The 18,334-nt window shown below is 44.6% G+C and carries 14 protein-coding genes; 8 read left to right on the top strand and 6 right to left on the bottom strand.

What is annotated here, in order from left to right; genetic code table 11:
* Positions 1–304 precede the first annotated feature (304 nt).
* From purM to aspA, 5 genes are all read left to right on the top strand, one after another.
* Entirely contained in the window at positions 305–1,339 is a 1,035-nt protein-coding gene (purM, locus tag ACEYKX_RS09085) for a phosphoribosylformylglycinamidine cyclo-ligase (RefSeq protein ID WP_373767911.1), read from the top strand.
* A gap of 102 nt (positions 1,340–1,441) precedes the next feature.
* Positions 1,442–2,083 (top strand): phosphoribosylglycinamide formyltransferase, encoded by a 642-nt coding sequence (gene purN / locus ACEYKX_RS09090; protein ID WP_373767912.1) that lies wholly within the window; start codon positions 1,442–1,444, stop codon positions 2,081–2,083.
* Positions 2,084–2,188: 105 nt separating this feature from the next.
* Positions 2,189–2,554 (top strand): YgiW/YdeI family stress tolerance OB fold protein, encoded by a 366-nt coding sequence (locus ACEYKX_RS09095; protein WP_373780711.1) that lies wholly within the window; start codon positions 2,189–2,191, stop codon positions 2,552–2,554.
* A gap of 17 nt (positions 2,555–2,571) precedes the next feature.
* Entirely contained in the window at positions 2,572–2,934 is a 363-nt protein-coding gene (locus ACEYKX_RS09100) for a YgiW/YdeI family stress tolerance OB fold protein (protein WP_373767692.1), read from the top strand.
* 186 nt (positions 2,935–3,120) lie between these two features.
* The gene (gene aspA, locus ACEYKX_RS09105) at positions 3,121–4,545 is read left to right on the top strand and encodes an aspartate ammonia-lyase (RefSeq protein WP_373767693.1); all 1,425 of its coding nucleotides are present in this window, start codon (positions 3,121–3,123) and stop codon (positions 4,543–4,545) included.
* Between the two features lie 87 nt (positions 4,546–4,632).
* On the opposite strand, the gene ACEYKX_RS09110 is transcribed toward aspA, so the two are convergent.
* The 6 genes from ACEYKX_RS09110 to ACEYKX_RS09135 form a co-directional block, all read right to left on the bottom strand.
* On the bottom strand, positions 4,633–5,619 hold the full coding sequence (locus ACEYKX_RS09110; RefSeq protein WP_373767694.1) for a galactose-1-epimerase: 987 nt from the start codon (positions 5,617–5,619) through the stop codon (positions 4,633–4,635).
* 102 nt (positions 5,620–5,721) lie between these two features.
* Positions 5,722–6,876, bottom strand: coding sequence for a galactokinase (gene galK / locus ACEYKX_RS09115; protein WP_373767695.1), 1,155 nt, complete (start codon positions 6,874–6,876; stop codon positions 5,722–5,724).
* Positions 6,877–6,935: 59 nt separating this feature from the next.
* Entirely contained in the window at positions 6,936–7,988 is a 1,053-nt protein-coding gene (locus ACEYKX_RS09120) for a UDP-glucose--hexose-1-phosphate uridylyltransferase (protein WP_373767696.1), read from the bottom strand.
* Positions 7,989–8,058: 70 nt separating this feature from the next.
* Entirely contained in the window at positions 8,059–11,073 is a 3,015-nt protein-coding gene (locus ACEYKX_RS09125) for a glycoside hydrolase family 2 TIM barrel-domain containing protein (protein ID WP_373767697.1), read from the bottom strand.
* A gap of 79 nt (positions 11,074–11,152) precedes the next feature.
* Positions 11,153–13,291, bottom strand: a complete 2,139-nt coding sequence (locus ACEYKX_RS09130; protein WP_373767698.1) for an alpha-galactosidase — start codon at positions 13,289–13,291, stop codon at positions 11,153–11,155.
* Between the two features lie 30 nt (positions 13,292–13,321).
* Complete coding sequence (locus ACEYKX_RS09135) at positions 13,322–14,608, bottom strand: MFS transporter (protein WP_373767699.1); 1,287 nt, start codon at positions 14,606–14,608, stop codon at positions 13,322–13,324.
* A gap of 260 nt (positions 14,609–14,868) precedes the next feature.
* Here ACEYKX_RS09135 and ACEYKX_RS09140 point away from each other — a divergent pair, with 260 nt between their 5' ends.
* The 3 genes from ACEYKX_RS09140 (at position 14,869) to ACEYKX_RS09150 (ending at position 18,183) form a co-directional block, all read left to right on the top strand.
* Complete coding sequence (locus ACEYKX_RS09140) at positions 14,869–15,873, top strand: LacI family DNA-binding transcriptional regulator (protein ID WP_373767700.1); 1,005 nt, start codon at positions 14,869–14,871, stop codon at positions 15,871–15,873.
* Between the two features lie 128 nt (positions 15,874–16,001).
* Positions 16,002–16,730, top strand: a complete 729-nt coding sequence (locus ACEYKX_RS09145; protein ID WP_373767701.1) for a DUF6636 domain-containing protein — start codon at positions 16,002–16,004, stop codon at positions 16,728–16,730.
* A gap of 103 nt (positions 16,731–16,833) precedes the next feature.
* The gene (locus ACEYKX_RS09150) at positions 16,834–18,183 is read left to right on the top strand and encodes a patatin-like phospholipase family protein (RefSeq protein WP_373767702.1); all 1,350 of its coding nucleotides are present in this window, start codon (positions 16,834–16,836) and stop codon (positions 18,181–18,183) included.
* The last annotated feature ends 151 nt before the right edge of the window (positions 18,184–18,334 follow it).

Raw genomic sequence — 18,334 nt, forward strand, 5'->3', positions numbered from 1 at the left:
ATACTGCTGTTTAGGGGTTATTAGGGTTATATTTAAAGGCGCGTATAAATAACAGAACTTGCTTCAATTAGCAAATTATTTTGTGCAATTTATGCGCAGCCGATAAAAAACATCAAACGTACAGTGTTTGCGATAACAAATATCTGAATAAGAGTCGGTATTTTTTATTTTGTTCAATGTATTCCGTGCATTAGTATGAAATTTGTACTTCGCTGTTTTTAGATAAAGATCGTTATACAATCTCTATCGCAAACGTTTGCATGGTGATATACTTGCTCCGCTTTTTTATTTGATTGAGGTTTTAATCGTGACAACACAACTAAGTTACAAAGATGCCGGTGTTGATATTCATGCCGGGAATGAACTGGTCGAGCGTATTAAAGGGGATGTGAAGCGTACCCGTCGTCCGGAAGTTATCGGTGGATTAGGCGGCTTCGGGGCGTTGTGTGCCTTACCAAGCAAATATAAAGAACCTATTTTGGTTTCCGGTACGGACGGCGTCGGCACTAAATTGCGTTTAGCGATTGATTTAAACAAACATGACACTATCGGCATCGATTTGGTGGCAATGTGTGTCAATGACCTTGTCGTTCAAGGCGCCGAGCCTCTCTTTTTCCTTGATTATTACGCGACGGGAAAATTGGATGTCGATGTGGCAGGCTCGGTCATCAAAGGTATTGCCAACGGTTGTGAGCAGTCAGGTTGTGCCTTAGTCGGCGGTGAAACGGCGGAAATGCCTGGCATGTATCACGAAGGCGATTATGATTTAGCCGGATTCTGTGTCGGCGTGGTCGAAAAATCCGAGATCATTGACGGTTCAAACGTAAAAGTCGGTGATGTACTGATTGCGTTAGCTTCGAGTGGTCCTCATTCAAACGGTTATTCACTGATTCGTAAAGTGTTGGAAGTCAGCGGTGCTGCACCGTCGGACTTATTGGACGGCAAACCGTTAAGCGAGCATTTTTTGGCGCCGACGAAAATTTATGTCAAATCGGTGCTTCAATTAATTAAACAAGTTGATGTACACGCAATCGCGCATTTAACCGGCGGCGGTTTTTGGGAAAATATTCCGCGCGTGTTGCCGAATAATGTTAAAGCCGTGATTAACGAATCAAGCTGGACATGGCAACCCGCCTTTACTTGGTTACAAGAAAAGGGCAACATTAGTCGTTATGAAATGTATCGCACCTTTAACTGTGGTGTCGGTATGGTTATTGCGTTACCCGAAAGTGATGTGGAAACGGCGCTTGCCGTATTGAAACAAGCGGGTGAAACGGCTTGGGTAATCGGAAAAATTGAGAATTTGGGTGGCGGTAGCGAACAAGTTGAAATTGTGTAAAATTTTGGCCTGAACCGACCGCTTGTAGATTCGGCGGGTTATACTATTTATCAAGGGCGTAGGAAATACGCCCTTTCGTCTATGTAATTTCGGCAAAATATGATGAAAAATATTGTGATCATGATTTCGGGCAATGGCTCGAATTTACAAAAAATTATTGAAGCCCAACAAGCGGGCAGAATCAAGGGAAATATTTGCGGGGTCATTTCAAACCAAGCGTCTGCTTACGGTTTGGAACGTGCCAAACAAGCGAATATCCCGACTTTTGTGTTTGAACGTCGGGATTTTGCCACGAGCCTTGATATGGATCGGGCAATCGTGGCACAAATCGAAGTACTACATGCCGATTTAATCGTGATGGCTGGCTATATGAAAATTTTAACGGCGGAATTTACCCGTCGCTTTGACGGTAAAATTTTGAATATTCATCCGTCTTTACTGCCGAAATACCCCGGATTGCATACCCATCAACGGGCAATGGAAGCCGGTGAACAAGAACACGGAATGAGTATTCATTTTGTGAACGAAGAGGTTGACGGCGGCGCCATCGTATTGCAAGCGAAAGTGCCGATTTATCCGGATGATGAATTAGACGATGTGATTGAACGTGTTTATGAACAGGAACACCGTTGTTATCCGCTAGTGATTCAATGGTTTTGTACTGATCGTTTATATTTGAAAGACGGCTATGCCTATTTGGATAACCAGCGTTTACCGCCTGGCGGCTATGCGATGGAAGAGTGAATCAATAAATTTATCCGTCTTAAGAATTTTTTAAGATTTTACTGTTCTAATGCTCGAGAAAGCGGTAACACGCGGCGGTTTATTGAATGAATGTCTATTCGGAGAATGGTTGCAGTGAAAAAATTAATCACTTTAGTTTCAATCTTAACACTTTCAACATCGGCGTTTGCCGGTTTTCAAGGTAATAATGGCGGCGGTTTCCAAGGGAAAAAGGCAAAAAGTATCACGACGGTTGCGCAAGCTAAAAAAGCCTATGATGATGCTCCGGTTTCCATTTCCGGTTACATTGTTAAGCAACTTGATGAGGACAGCTTTATTTTTAGAGATTCGAGCGGTCAAATTCGGATTGATGTCGATGATGATGCGTGGGGCGGATTACATGTGGATTCCAAAACCAGAATCCGTATTCACGGTAAAGTTGACCGAGACGATAATAGAACGGAAATTGATGTAAAACGTATTAGCAAGTAAATGTTGAGGAAAATCACATGAAAAAATTAATGTCATTATCGTTATTAGCCGGTGCATTGGTGTTAACGGCTTGTAGCAATCCGTATGCCAACCAACAGCAGTTCGGTGCCAACGTACCATCCAGTGTGATCAGCGTAAAGCAAGCGTTATCGGCTTATGACGACAGCTATGTAACACTGGAAGGTTCTATTTTGGATCAAGTCGATAACGATGAGTATATTCTGGCGGACTCAAGCGGTCAGATCCGCGTTGAAATCGACAACCATGTTTGGCAAGGCAAAAATGTCAGTTCGGAAAACGTTATTCGCGTCTACGGCGAAATTGACAGAGAGTGGAACAAAACCGAATTGAAAGTACGTGAATTGACTATTTTAAGATAAGTTTCAAGACGTTAAGAATGGGGACACGCAGTGTTCCCGTTTTTTTTTGCATAAAAAAAACTAATCCGAAACGGCAATTTATATCGCCCGTGACTTTCTGAAAAATATGATCTAGATCGCATTTTTATTCCGTTGAAGTCAGTATGATGAATCGCAATTTCATAGCAAATAACAAAGGGGAAAATTATGAGTCATACTCGTATTGAAGTGGATTTATTAGGTGAGCGTGAAGTACCGAATGAAGTGTATTGGGGCATTCACACATTACGTGCAGTAGAAAACTTTAAGATTTCAAAAAACACTATTTCGGATGTGCCGGAATTTGTGCGCGGTATGGTCATGGTAAAAAAAGCCACCGCATTGGCGAACGGTGAGTTGGGGGCGATACCGAAAAAAATTGCCAAGGCAATCGTACAGGCTTGTGATGAAATACTGGTGAACGGGCGCTGTTTGGATCAGTTCCCGTCAGACGTGTATCAGGGCGGCGCCGGCACTTCGGTCAATATGAATACCAATGAAGTGGTGGCGAATTTGACGCTTGAGCTTTTAGGACATAAAAAAGGCGAATACCACATTGTAAATCCGATGGATCATGTGAATGCCAGCCAATCAACCAATGATGCTTATCCGACCGGCTTCCGCATTGCGGTGTATAACAGCATTATGAAATTGATTAGTAAAGTCCTTTACTTGCAACAAGGGTTTGAAGCAAAAGCCAATGAGTTTGCCAATATCTTGAAAATGGGGCGTACCCAATTGCAAGATGCGGTGCCGATGACGGTCGGTCAAGAGTTTAAAGCGTTTTCTGTGTTACTTGACGAAGAAGTGAAAAACTTAAAACGTACGGCGGAGTTGCTATTGGAAGTGAATTTGGGGGCGACGGCTATCGGAACAGGGTTAAATACGCCGGAAGGTTATGCACCGCTGGCAGTGAAATATCTGTCCGAAGTGACACAACTTCCGTGTACCTTATCGGAAAACCTGATTGAAGCGACTTCAGACTGCGGTGCCTATGTGATGGTTCACGGTGCGTTAAAACGTACTGCGGTAAAATTGTCAAAAGTCTGTAACGACTTACGTTTACTTTCATCAGGGCCGCGTGCCGGTTTAAATGAAATTAATCTGCCTGAATTGCAAGCGGGTTCATCGATTATGCCGGCGAAAGTCAATCCGGTGGTACCTGAAGTGGTCAACCAAGTCTGCTTCAAAATCATTGGTAACGATACGACCGTGACATTCGCCGCTGAAGCGGGTCAATTACAGTTAAATGTCATGGAACCGGTGATCGGTCAAGCGATGTTTGAATCCATTGAGATTTTATCGAATGCTTGCGTGAACCTGCGTGATAAATGTATCGACGGTATTACGGTAAACAAAGAAATCTGTGAAAGCTATGTATTCAATTCGATCGGTATTGTAACTTATCTCAATCCGTTTATCGGACACCACGAAGGTGATATTGTCGGTAAAATTTGTGCTACAACCGGTAAAGGCGTACGCGAAGTCGTGTTAGAACGCGGTTTACTGACGGAAGCGCAATTAGACGATATTCTTTCCGTCGAAAACTTGATGAACCCGAAATACAAAGCAAAACGCTTTGAAGATGAGTAAAGCCGTATAAATTGATAAAAAGGTACAAGCGTATGATAATCTGCACCTTAACCCGTTGCTTAGTTCAACGTTTGAGGTGCAGATTTTTTATGCGGTTTTAAAACAATAATGAATCCGATGGCGGTAAGTTTCTCCGGCTCGAGTAATACCGCCGATTTTCCACCATTCGGGGTGGTTCGGGGTATCAGGGAAAAACTCAGGTTCTAGGGCGACTCCTGCATAATCAGGATAGCTGCCGCCCGTCAAGTTAGGTTGTCCACCCAGCCAGTTGCCGGTATAAACTTGTAATGCAGGCTTGGTTGTGCGTAATTCAAGGGTAATTCCGCCCGCTGAAAGCGTCGCATCCGGTTGACAAGCGGTCAGATCTTGGCAATGTTTTGCAAGTCTGAAAGCGTGATCGTAACCGCGCACGGCTTGCTGATCTGCATCAGTCAACAAGTCTTGCCCGATTTTCTTACGCTTGCGAAAATCAAAACTTGTACCTTCAACCGCTTTTAGCGGTGCATTCGGAATCCCGTTTGAGCCGACAGGCAGGTAATAATCTGCATTCAGTTGCAATTCATGTTGATGAATCGTCGGCGCATTTGAGAGGTTAAAATAGGCATGATTGGTGAAACAGAGCGGTGTATCTTGGTCGCTCTGCGCATTGAATTCGATCTCAAGTTGATTACCGTTTAAGCGGTATTCTACCGTTGCATTTACTTCTCCGCCAAAGCCCTCTTCACCATTTGCAAATTTTTTGCTCAATCTGACCGCTTGTAACGAGGCGGATTCTACTTGCCAGAGCTGTTTATCGGCGCCTAACTCCCCACCGTGTAAATTATTTTCGCCATTATTCCGAGCCAGTATGAATTCTTTATCGTTTAAACGATAACACCCATTAGCGATACGGTTTGCGTAGCGTCCGACGGTTGCGCCGAAATAGGCGGTTTGTTTTTGCCAGCGTTCGGGTGTGGTGGTGACAAGGACTTCCCGCTGTTCATTCGGTAATTTTACAATACAAGAAAGCCAAGATGCACCAAAGTCAGATAGGGTGATTTTGAGATGATCGTTTTCGAGAGTGTAGAGTTGCATAAAGATACCTTAACTTGTAGCCGGTGCGAGCGTCCCGCTCTTGCCGTAAACAATAGATAATAAGGCACGAGCGAGAGGCTCGCGCCGACAAATATTAAGAAATTAAACCACTCTCACGCCATCACTTGCCGTACAAACATAGAAGGTTTCTTGAATACCAGTTTGCTTTTGGTAGTTATCCGCAACGGATTTACGCAAGGTTTCTACTTTATCATCCGGTACGAGACAGACGATACAACCACCGAAACCGCCGCCCGTCATTCTTGCTCCGCCGTTTTTACCGATTGCCGCTTGAGCCAACTCGACAAGGTAGTCGATTTCCGGAATAGTGATTTCAAAATCATTCCGCATAGAGAGGTGGGATTCCGCCATTAATACCCCGAGTTTTTGCATATTATTGGTTTTTAGCGCTTTGGCGGCATCTTGTACGCGTTGATTTTCGGTGATCACATGTTTTGCCCGTTTGTAGACCACTTCGCTGTATTCTCGTAGTTCGTCGGCACGTTCTTCCAATTTTTTAGGCGTGACATCACGTAGCGCTTTGACTTTAAAGAATTTCGCAGCGGCTTCACATTCTTTTCGACGGCTATTGTACTCACCGGTGACCAAGTCATGTTTTACGTTGGAGTTAATGATGGCAATAGCATATCCTTTCGGAACCCGTGTCGGGTTGATTTCAAGCGAACGGCAGTCAATCATGATAAGGTGTTCTTTTCTGCCTAATGCGGAGGTCAGCTGATCCATGTTACCGCATTTGGCACCGACGAATTGATTCTCCGCTTGTTGTCCGATCAGGGCAATTTCCGTTAACGTCAGCGGCAAGTCGCCCAGTACTTGGCAGGTTTTGCCGATAGAAATTTCAAGGGCGGCGGACGAGCTTAATCCCGACGACATCGGCACGTCACTGGTCATTGCAATGTCCGCACCTTGAATAAATTCAGGGCAACGTTCTTGAATATATTTCACCACACCGCGCACATAGTTTTTCCATTTATCTTCGCTTTGCGGAATCTCTTTTTTAATATCAAAGGCATCGGTTTCGTTAATATCAATCGCATAGACACGCCACATGGAATCATCACGTTTAGCAAAGCTCACTGCCATACCATAATTGATCGCACAAGGCATCACGAAACCGTCGTTATAATCGGTATGTTCACCGATAATGTTTACGCGCCCCGGGGCAAAAACCGTCTGCTGCGGGGCATAACCAAAATGTTGTTCAAATTGGGTTTGAGAGAGTTGGATTGGGCTCATTGTTATCTTCCTTTGTTATTTTTTATGTAGGGGCGAACCGATGTGTTCGCCCCATTCAATTATCTTTGTTTATAATGAACATCTTCACTCACCGCTCTTAACTTCTCGGCGGCTTGCTCCGGGGTTAAATCCCGTTGGGCTTCGGCTAACATTTCATAACCGACCATAAATTTCCGTACAGTTGCCGAGCGGAGTAGTGGCGGATAGAAATAAGCATGGAGTTGCCAATGTTCAATATCTTGCCCGTCTTTAAAGAACGGGGCAAAATGCCAGCCCATTGAATACGGGAAGGCACATTCAAACAGATTGTCATAACGGCAGGTCAGCTTTTTAATCGCTAAAGCTAAATCGTCTTTTTCGGCTTCGCTCAGCTCATTCATTCGTTTTACATGGCGTTTTGGCATCAAAATTGTTTCATAAGGCCACGCCGCCCAATAAGGCACCACAGCAAGCCAATGCTCTGTTTCCGTGACAGTACGCGTGCCGTCTTTTAATTCGGCTTGAACATAATCTACCAATAAATTTGAACCGTATTGTTCATAGTAACGACGTAAGTTTTTATCCTTGGTTGCAATTTCATTAGGTAAAAATGAGTTCGCCCAAATTTGCCCGTGTGGGTGTGGTTGTGAGCAACCCATCATCGCCCCTTTATTTTCAAAGGCTTGAACCCACAGATAATCTTTACCTAGTTCTTCTAATTGAGCATTCCACGTATCCACCACACCACGAATTTTTTCCACAGGCAATTCAGGGAGCGTTTTACTATGATCAGGCGAAAAACAAATCACCCTAGCCAAACCTCGCACTCCCTGAATTTTAAACAACGGATTATCAGATGGTGGTGCGTCAGGCGTATCGGGCATTAATGCCGCAAAATCGTTGTTAAAAACATAAGTGCCTTGATAATTCGGGTTTACATCGCCTGAAACACGGGTATTCGTCGGGCAAAGAAAGCACTTTTCATCATAGCTTGGCAGCTGTTCAACCGCCGCTTTATCCACCTGACCGCTCCACGGACGTTTCGCCCGATGGGGCGAAACCAAAATCCATTCGTCTTTCAACGGGTTATAACGGCGGTGCGGGTGATCATGTATCGCAAATTGTTCGCTCATTATGTATTCCTCCTAGCCGTAATAGTATAGTTAAATTCTAAAATTCGTTCTATGACGTGGCTCACAAAAATCATTTCGGAATCAATTCAATGGCGAAACGGCACGAAAAAGCGCAGTCGTTGAATCTATACTGCGGTTTCAACTTCGGACCACACGAGTTGGAACCGATTCCGCTCATGTTATAGTCGATACATAAAATATCATAAGATGAGGCTACCAATTGATATGCATGGGTTTTCTCGGTCAATTCTTCTTGCATATAAGGTGAAATATTAAAGCTAAAACCGCGATCGCTTGAAATCAACATGTTCTGTGTTTTCACATAGTGGCAACCGAAGTGGCTACCGTTTTCTTGCGGTTTTAAGTAATCCGTGTGGTTTTGTGCGGCGGTTGTCGTATATCGCCCTACCTGCGTCGCGTGATGTTTGTCGATATAACTTTCACCCTCACCGTAGCCGAAATATTCAATCGGTTGAGTCTGTTTCTCAAGGAAAAAACGTAACCCGAAGCGTGGCAAATACGGCAGTTCGGGGGATTTTTCCCCGTGAATGATTACGTCTAATTTTCCGTTATGATGTAAACGATATGTCACATCTAATGCCAATATTTTGGCTTTGGATACGGCAATGATGCCACATAGCGCATGAATGTCTACACCTTGTGCATGTCGGGTGACTTGAGTTTGGTAAGCACGCGTATAGGCGCGGTTATAACCTGCATTCGCCCAAAATTCCCGAATCAAACGGTCGTTATCCGTCGGCGCCCGCCAAATATTAAAATCCAACGGCTGTTGAATAAGGTCTTGATGATCCCGTTTGATTCGGCTGAAAATCCCTTTGTTTTTATCAAATTCAAAATACAAGCGGTCGGATTTGATGAAAATTTTGCAATTATTTTCCGTGACATCAAAGCGTTGTTGAGGGAAATGCGTTTCAGGCTTCACTAACACGTCTTCATTAAAGACAATTTGATCAAAGCCTAAGCTATCACCGACTTGGATAAATTCGCTTGCTCGGCGGGCAAGGTAAGTTAAGGTTAGAACAGTCAGCTTTCCCTTGTTGATCGGCAAGCTTAACGGAAGTTGTACGGTTTGATGAGGGGCGCAATCAACCTCAAGCGTGCCTTGCGAGGTCACTTCGCCGTTTTCACTGAATTGATAATGAACGGATAGTACCTCTGCAAGCGGTGTGAAATCCAAATAATTTTGCAATTCAATCTGATGACCGACAAGCTTCGCCCGTGCAGGACGGTTGATATTTTTGAGTTCTAGCAGGTTGCTGTGCGGGATACGTTCTGCCGACACCAAGCCGTCGGCACAGAAATTGCCGTCGTGAGGATATTCGCCGAAATCACCGCCGTAGCCTAACTTACCCGAACCGTCGGGCAGATAAGGCGTATGGTCGCACCATTCCCAAATGAAGCCGCCGCAGGCATGTTCATATTTCTCAAAAACTTGGAAGTAGTCTTCCAAATCCCCATTGGAATTCCCCATGGCATGACTATATTCGCATAACAGAAACGGCTTGGTTTGCGGCTGCTGGCAGTAGCGTGCTACATCTTCAGGGCTGCCGTACATTTCGCTGTAAAAATCAAGGGGCATTAAATCGTTTTGATGTTGTGAATGTTGATAAATCGAGCTTTCATAATGCACCAAGCGGCTTGGATCACGCTGTTTAATCCATTGCGCCGCCGCTTCAAAATTTTCACCGTAACCGCTTTCGTTACCGAGCGACCAAATCACGACGGAGGTGCGGTTTTTATCCCGTTCAACATTGGCATAAGTGCGGTCTAAAATCGCCTGTTTGAATTGCGGATCGCGGGCAAAGTAGCAGAAATTATCGATCGCTTTTTGGCGGATCCGTTCGTGTTCACAAATCTGTGAATGGTTTAAAAAGATACTCTGCTCAGGGGTACTGACATACAGCATACTCGCGCCGTGGCTTTCAATGTCGCTTTCGCTGATCAGATAAAAGCCGTATTGATCGCACAATTCGCTAAACCATGGTGAATTGGGGTAATGCGCCGTTCTAATCGCATTAATGTTATGTTGTTTCATCAGGGCTAAATCTTGGAGTGCTTGCGCACGGCTGATGGCGTAACCGGTTTTCGGATCGCTGTCATGTCGGTTGACGCCACGGAATTTGATCGGTTGTCCGTTAAGACGCAGCACGCCGCGCTCAATGTGAATGTGTCTGAAGCCGATTTTTTGTTCGATGATTTCTTCTTCCGTGATTAGGTGTAACCGATAAAGCTGCGGTTGTTCGGCATTCCATAATTGCACATTATTCAGCGTGACTGAAAAATACGTTCCTTGCTCGCGACAAATTAACGTACCGTTTGGGGCGAACAGTTGGTATTCAATCGATTTGGGCGTTTGTGCAAATTGGCATTCCACCGTGAGCTCTGCGGTATGTAAATCATCGGACAAAGCGGTGCGGACGAAGAAATCTTGCAGGTAATTTTGCTCCCGCTCGAGCAGATAGACATCTCTGAAAATTCCCGACATTCTGAATTTGTCTTGATCTTCCAAATAGCTGCCGTCGCACCATTTCAGGACAAAAACGATAAGATGGTTTTCGCCTTCATATAAGAAATCCGTCACATCAAACTCGTTGGTACTGTGGCTGACTTGCCCGTAGCCGACAAATTGTTGATTGAGGTACACGTACAAACAGGAATCCACGCCTTCAAAGTTCAGCAGGTAACGTTTGCTGTTGTTCTTCTTCAACTCAAAAATGCGACGATAAACGCCGCACGGATTTTCAATCGGCACATAAGGCGGATCAAACGGGAAAGGGTAGTTGATATTGGTGTAATGATGGTGATCAAATCCATGGTTTTGCCAATTTGACGGTACGGGAATACGATGTGCAAAGGGGATTTCCGCCAATTGTGTCGGAAGAGATTGATAACCAGCATAGTAGTGAAAATCCCAATCACCGTTCAGATTGAGGAAATACTGTGACGATTCGCGTTCGATTTGACACGCCGTTTGCCCCTTTGCAAAAGGAATAAAATAAGCGTGATGGGGCTGCGTATTAAGGTGCAACACGGCAGGGTTTTGAAAATAATCGGCGAATAGCATAATGCCTCCTTTTATTATTCGATAGAACAAGCGGTAAGATTGCGGTTAAATTTTGCAAATAGCTTACCGCGGATGTCAGTTACACACGTTGGAATCGAAGCAACAGGGCGCTTGCCGGATCGAGGTTCGGCAGAACCAGTCCCAAGGTTGCCAGCCAGCTTCCGTTTATGATTACCGGTTCTCCCGCAATGACTTTTGTCATCCATTCGGGCAGTTTTTTCATTAAGTGACCGAATTTTCCTTCTTGATAGTTACGCGGCATATCTAACAGTTGTACCGCATAATTTGCCTCATCCAGATAAGGCACACGGAGCAGTTCCTGTTGCAAATAATCCGACATGGCAAGTTGGCTGATTAAAACCACCGCCTGCGATTTGTCTTTACTGACAACACCGTTAATCAATGACGCGGGGTCTTTGCGATCCAAGCGGAACACGTCACCGCTGTGCAATAGATCACGCAGTTGTTTGTGTAATGCAATGTATTTACGGAAACTTTGGCGTTCGGCTTCTCCTTCTTTCACCGGATCCAGTTCGACCCCCATATGACCGAAGAGCGCCGTTAGCCCCCGAAAACCGGCATCCAGTTTACGATAGGTCGTGTGGCAATGGAAGCCACCGATATGAGCGCCCATGATTTCAGGCGGATAAAAGTAGCTCATGCCCCGTTGAATGACTTGACGTTCCAACGCATCATTGTCATCAGAGGTCCAAAAGCGCTGAGCGCGTTTTAATATTTCATAGTCGATTCGTCCGCCGCCGGATGCGCAGGCTTCAAACTCGATATGAGGATATTTTTGACAAAGCACATCGCATAATCGATATAAGGCTTCCGTTTGTTTGGTGACGGAGGCTTGACCGTGATGTGCACCTTGTACGATTCGACGGTTCATGTCCCATTTGATGTAGTCGATGTCGTGATTACCGAGCAGCCAATCCATGCGTTCGACAAGATAATCAAATACGTCGGGATGACATAAATCTAAGACATTTTGATTGCGCTCTTCAGGTTGATCATAGCCCTCGATTTGAAGCATCCAGTCGGGATGTTGACGGTAAAGGCGGCTGTTTTTATTGATCATTTCCAACTCAACCCAAATCCCGAATTGCATGCCCAATGCTTTGACTTCACGGATAATCGGCGTTAAGCCGTTTGGGTATTTATTTTCATCGAGATACCAATCTCCCAAACCGCCAAAATCATCGTTACGACCGATAAACCAACCATCGTCAATGATAAAACGTTCCACCCCCATTTCTGCGGCGGCTCTTGCCATGGCGATAATATGATTTGGTTGATGATCGAAATACACGCCTTCCCAAATATTGAGATGAACAGGGCGCGTTTGTTGTTTCGGAAAGCGCACGATATGTTCACGGAGATATTGATGGAATTGTCGGCTCATCCCGTTTAATCCGTTGTCTGAAAAAGTGGTATATACCCAAGGTGTCGCGATTTCTTCATTCCGTTTAAGTTGAATTTCACCGGGGAAGTAAAGCGCCTCCAGCTGTACCGTACGGCGACCGCGAATATCAATATCGGCACGTATACGATGGTTACCGCTCCAAGCAAGGTGGAAACCCCATACTTGACCGCTTTGCTCTTTAAAACCGGATTCGCCGATCATGATATTCGGCGGATATTCGTGGGAAGTGCGTCCGACACGGTTTTCTTGAATAAACCCGCCGTGCTTTAAGGTTTGTCGGTTGAGTTGAAATTCTCGCACCCAACGTCCGTAGAAACTGCATACCTCGTCGGCATATTCCGGTAAGGGTAGTGTGACGGCCAAACGGTTTACCGTGAAGTTTTCCGCTTTGAGGTTACGCAGTTTGTTACGGGTTTTGAGTACGGAGGTTTTTTCATCCAGTTCAAATTCACTGATAAATTCCAAACCGGCGAGTTCATCCACGCTTCGAATAATTACGGTTTGATGATGTTGTTCGACATGAGTTTGATTAAATACAGGCGCCCAATCTTGCCCGTTACGATGACCTTCTATACTGCTGGACTCAAAATAACCCCGTCCGTTTTCACAGGCAAGCGATACCGGAACCGAAATATCCAATCCGCCGTTTGTAACACCGGGTTCCAACCCGATAACGCTTTCGGGGACGAATTGATTCAGACGTGCCCCCCAATGAATGATACGCGGATTGGTGTCGGTGACTAAAATCAGATCATTTTTTTGACTGGTTAAACGAATAACTTGATTCATCATATATTCCTCTCAATGTGTCAGTGTGAAGCATTAAATACCGTGAACGTTCCGTTTTTGGAGTTGATAGCGCTCGCTAATCGACATTTTGCCCGTAAGAGTAAAAATAGACAGTACGGTAAAGGCAAGGGCAATACAGCCCAAGATAAAATAAGTGTCTTGGTAGCCGAATTTGTCATACCAACTGCCGACGATGGAAGAGGCGAGCATATTGCCGACCTGTTTAACGAATTGGCAAGCCACCATGTAAATCGTGGCGGAAAAGTGGACTTCAAATACATTGGCAATGTATTTGAATAAACCGACGAGATAGAAGGGAACCTCAAACATATGTAATGTTTTTAATACAACGACATGCCACGCTTCCGTTGCGAAGGAAGAGCCGATAATGCGGATGGTCATAATAAAGCCGGCAATCAGTAACGCATTTTTGGCACCGATACGGTTAATTAGAAGCGGAACAAAGAACATGATCGCAGCATTCAGTAGTTCCCCCATGGTGGTCACGTAGCCGAACATTTCAATGCCTTTCTCTTTGGAATCAAAGAAGGTATTGAAGAAATTACCGAATTGTTGGTCAAATATATCGTAAGTACAGGCAACTCCGACGACATACCCAAGTAGCGCCCAAAATCGCGGCAGCTTCAATAATGCAGCGGCTTGTTTCAAACTAACCGGATTTTTATTGGCGCCGAGCTGAGAAACAACGCTTGCCGTGGAGTTTTGTTCAGGTTTTGCCAGTGCAACCAGCACCAATAAAAATAAGGAAGCGGCTGATCCTAACCAAAATACCGAGTCGGGATGTTTGCTGTACATGATCCCCGCAATAGAGGCACAAATTCCCCAACCGAACATACCGAACATTCTTGCCCGTCCGTATTCGAAGTTGCTCTGACGGCTGACCCGTTCGACGTAAGCCTCTGAGGCGCCCGCTCCGCCGGAAAAGACGAATCCCATATAGATACCGCCTGAGATGGCGCCTAACCAAATATTGGTTTTCAATAACGGTGCAAAGATGTAAATAAAGAACGGTGCATAAAACACGAGGGTCAGTGCAACCGCCCAAAGCATGTGCTTTTTCACCCCCAACTTGTCGGTAACATAGCCGAAAACCGGTTGAAAGCAGAGGGCAAAAAACGACATGGATGCAAATACAATGCCGCGCTCTTCTCCCGTCAGTCCGTTGATATCACCAAGCCAAATTCCTAAAAACGGATAGCATGTCGCCATAATGAAAAAGTAAGTAAAAAAGTAAGCGCTAAACACCCAATAGTTACGATTTTTTAGGTAATAGGCTTGATGTGGATTGACTGTTTGCATATAAACCTCGACTGGCATGATTAAACTTTGTTCATTATGTTAACGTTATCATTTTTATGATCAAGCGGGTAAATGCTAAAAATGTGATGCACATCACAATTTTTAACGTTAACATTTCATTTTTGTGATCAAGATCTCATTTTTTATAGTGTGAGCGGAAAATCACCGTATTTCAGATTAAACTAGTCAAGTTGTTGCAAACATTGCAAAAAATAACAAGAAAAAGACCGCTTGTCGGATAAATTAAGGAGTTTGTCTAAATGGCTTCATTAAAAGATGTGGCAAAATTAGCCGGCGTGTCATTGATGACCGTTTCGCGCGCAATCAATAACCCGGAGCAGTTATCGGAAAAAACCTACCGATTAGTGAAGCAGGCGATTGAGGATCTGAATTATGTTCCGAACCTTTCCGCACAAAAGATTCGCGGAGTGGATTCGGCGAATAAAAGTATCGGTGTGCTGTCTTTAGGGACGGCGACGACGCCGTTTTCCGTTGAAATCATTTTAGCGATAGAGCAAACGGTGCGTAAATTCGGTTGGAATTCGTTTTTGATTAATACGTTTGAAGAAGATGACAGTGAAGTGGAGAAGGCGGTGGAACTTTTATTGTCCCACCGTCCTTCCGCCATTATTATTACCCGAAACGGCTTAAAAAAGGTTAAAATCCCGAAAGCGTTACAACAATTCCCGATTGTATTGGCGAATTGCGTCACGGACGATCTGCGTGTTGCCAGCTACATTCCGCATGATTTTCAAGGGCAGTTTGATGCGACGCAATTAGTGATACGAAAGGGATATAAAAAGCCTCTCTGCTTATATATTCCGGAGAATGCAATTGCTGCGGCGGAAAGACAAACAGGATTTGAAGCGGCTTGGTTTGCTCAAGCCGAACCGGCATTACCCGTTCAGTTCTTTATGCCGAAGGATTTAAACGATTATGTTTGCGGAGCCGATCCGTTAAAGGACATCTTACGCCGTTCGTCCGAGCCGTTTGACTTTGATGTTATTATTTGTGGTAATGACCGGATTGCCATGTTGGTATACCAGTTATTGCTGAGTCGGGGCATTCGCATTCCCGAAGACGTTGCCGTTATCGGCTATGATAATATGGTCGGCGTTGCCGAATTGTTTTTGCCACCGTTGACCACCGTTCAGTTGCCGCATTATGAAATCGGTGAACAAGCCACTTTGCATTTAATCGAAGGGCGAACGGATAAGCAAGTACACCACTTGCCTTGCCCGTTAATTGAACGTGACTCCTGTTAACCTGCAAGCGGTGCGGTTTGCAACATGATTGGATGTAAAAATATTCCGTTCTTTTTCAGGCAGCCCGAACAAAAGCAAAGCCGCCTGAGAAATAACATTTAACATGACTTCAACAAAAAGAGCTTCTTATGAAAAACTTACGTATATTCATTGCGGGCTTAGGTCTGGTTGTTGCTTCGACCGTTTGTGCCGCACCTGTTGCCGAAGAGAGTCAGGCTGTTAATTTGGTACGCACTTCCATTGAGAAAAAACATTCAAACGATATTCGAGCCGAATGTTTAAGCTTTATTACCGACGATAAAGGCAACCACTTTTCTGTTTCCGTACATGAAAAACATAATGCACAATGTGGCGGTGACCCGACTACCGCCCCGCACTTATTTACCTATTTGGTGGATAAAGCCGACGGCACACTGAAAATCAGCGATCCCATTGAAGGCGGTTATCGCGATGCCGATTCGATTATTATTGCCGCTGACACTCGGTTTACGTCTTTCCGAACGCCAAGCGGCAATATCAACTGCCTGTACCATTCCGATGCGGAAGAAAAAGTAGACGCGTTAACCTGTCAAGTGACAGGCAGTACAGCCAAGCCTCCTCTGCCTAAGCCTCCACACTGCGATTTGGATTGGGAAGGCAATTTTACCCTTGGACCTACCGGCAAGGCAGATATGGTATGCGCAGGGGATAGCGTAGCCGATCCGAACAGTCGCGTATTGAAATACGGTGAAACCATTCGCGGTAAAGGTCGGCAAAACAAAGAATGGCAGTGCACCAGCCGTCCTACAGGGCTCATTTGCAGCAACAGTAGCGGACATGGTTTTGAAATCAGTCGTAGCAAACAACGTTTGTTTTGATTAGTGATTTGCAGCCAATATAACCGCATTTGTTAACCTGCAAGCGGTGCGATTCGCAAAATATTTTGCAAATCAGCCCGCTTGTTATTTTTTTATGTGACTTATGTTGAGAAAGTTTTTCATGTTGGGGGTAGCCGCTTTTCTTTGCGGCTGTACTTCCACGCAGTTTCAGCCGATTGAAACGATCAGTCAAATTACGCCGGATAAAGGATATCGGGTTAAAACGTTGATGGAACAACGTGACGGCAATTTAATTATTCTGATGCTATCGGGGGGCGGAAGCCGTGCTGCGGCACTCGGTTACGGTGTGTTAGAACAATTTAAGCAAACGGCGATAGGTTCCAATCCGTTTCAGTCGACGTTATTGGATAACATTGATTTGGTCTTCGGTGTGTCGGGCGGTTCGGTGTTGGCGACCTATTTCTCTTTGGAAGGCAAAGACGTGGTACCGAAATTTGAAGACAATTTCTTGAAAAAGGATTTTGAGAGCCAGTTGACGAGCCAGTTCTTTTCATTGGCGAATGTGCCTAAATTGACATCGGAACAATATGGGCGGGGGGATCTGCTTCAAGAACAATTTAATTTGGCGCTTTATAAAGGCAAGACATTCGGCGAGCTGGCGAGCAAGCGTAAAGGTCCTTTTGTGATTGTGAGTGCGACGGATATGAGCTTGGGACAAAAAGTCGTTTTTACTCAAGAATTTTTCGATGGATTATGTTTGAATTTGAGTCATGTAGAAATTGCAAGGGCGGTTGCCGCTTCAAGTTCCGTGCCGCTTATTTTTAGTCCGTTGACGTTTAATAATCATGGCGGCAATTGTCATTATCATCTTCCCGAGATTACTAATATGATGATTGCAGTTAATGCGGATACACAAAAGTCGAAAAATGTCGAAGAGATTAGAGAAACCTTAGCCGCTTATCAAGACAGTAAAACCAGACCTTTTCTTCACCTTGTTGACGGAGGGCTAACGGATAATTTGGGGCTTGCCGCCTTTACCGATAGTTATGATCTGATTGGCAAGGAAGGGATGTATCAGACCGCTTTAAAGAATAAATTAAAACGGATTGTGATTATCAGCGTTAATGCCCAAAATGAAGTAACAGGTGAAATCGATCACAGTGCAAATATTCCGAAAACGATGGATGTAGTGAATACGATCATCAATGTGCCGATTGATCGCAATACGCAAACGACGCTGCGTCGTTTCCGTGGGTTTGTCGACGAATGGAATAAAACCATGGCAAAACAACCTAAAGACAAACGGGTGGAATTACATTTCGTCAGCTTGGGGTTGAAGGAACTGCCGGAGTCGGAATTGAAAAAAGCAGTGCTGAATATCAATACGTCGTTTTATTTACCGAGCCGAGATGTCAACAAATTAAAGCAAGCGGCTCAAATTTTATTACAGAATTCCAAGGAATATCAGGCGCTATTGGAAGCACTACGTTAAATTTGCAAATTTTTCTGACAATCTGACCGCTTGCTTTCTAGTCAGCTTGGCGGAATTTCTGTATAATCGCCCGTCTTTTTGTGATCTCTATCACAATTCAGGATTCGTCTGGTGGGGTATCCCACCATTTTTATACTTTCAAAATAAAGAA

It is taken from the genome of Glaesserella sp. (genome assembly GCF_041817755.1).
Taxonomy (GTDB): domain Bacteria; phylum Pseudomonadota; class Gammaproteobacteria; order Enterobacterales; family Pasteurellaceae; genus Glaesserella.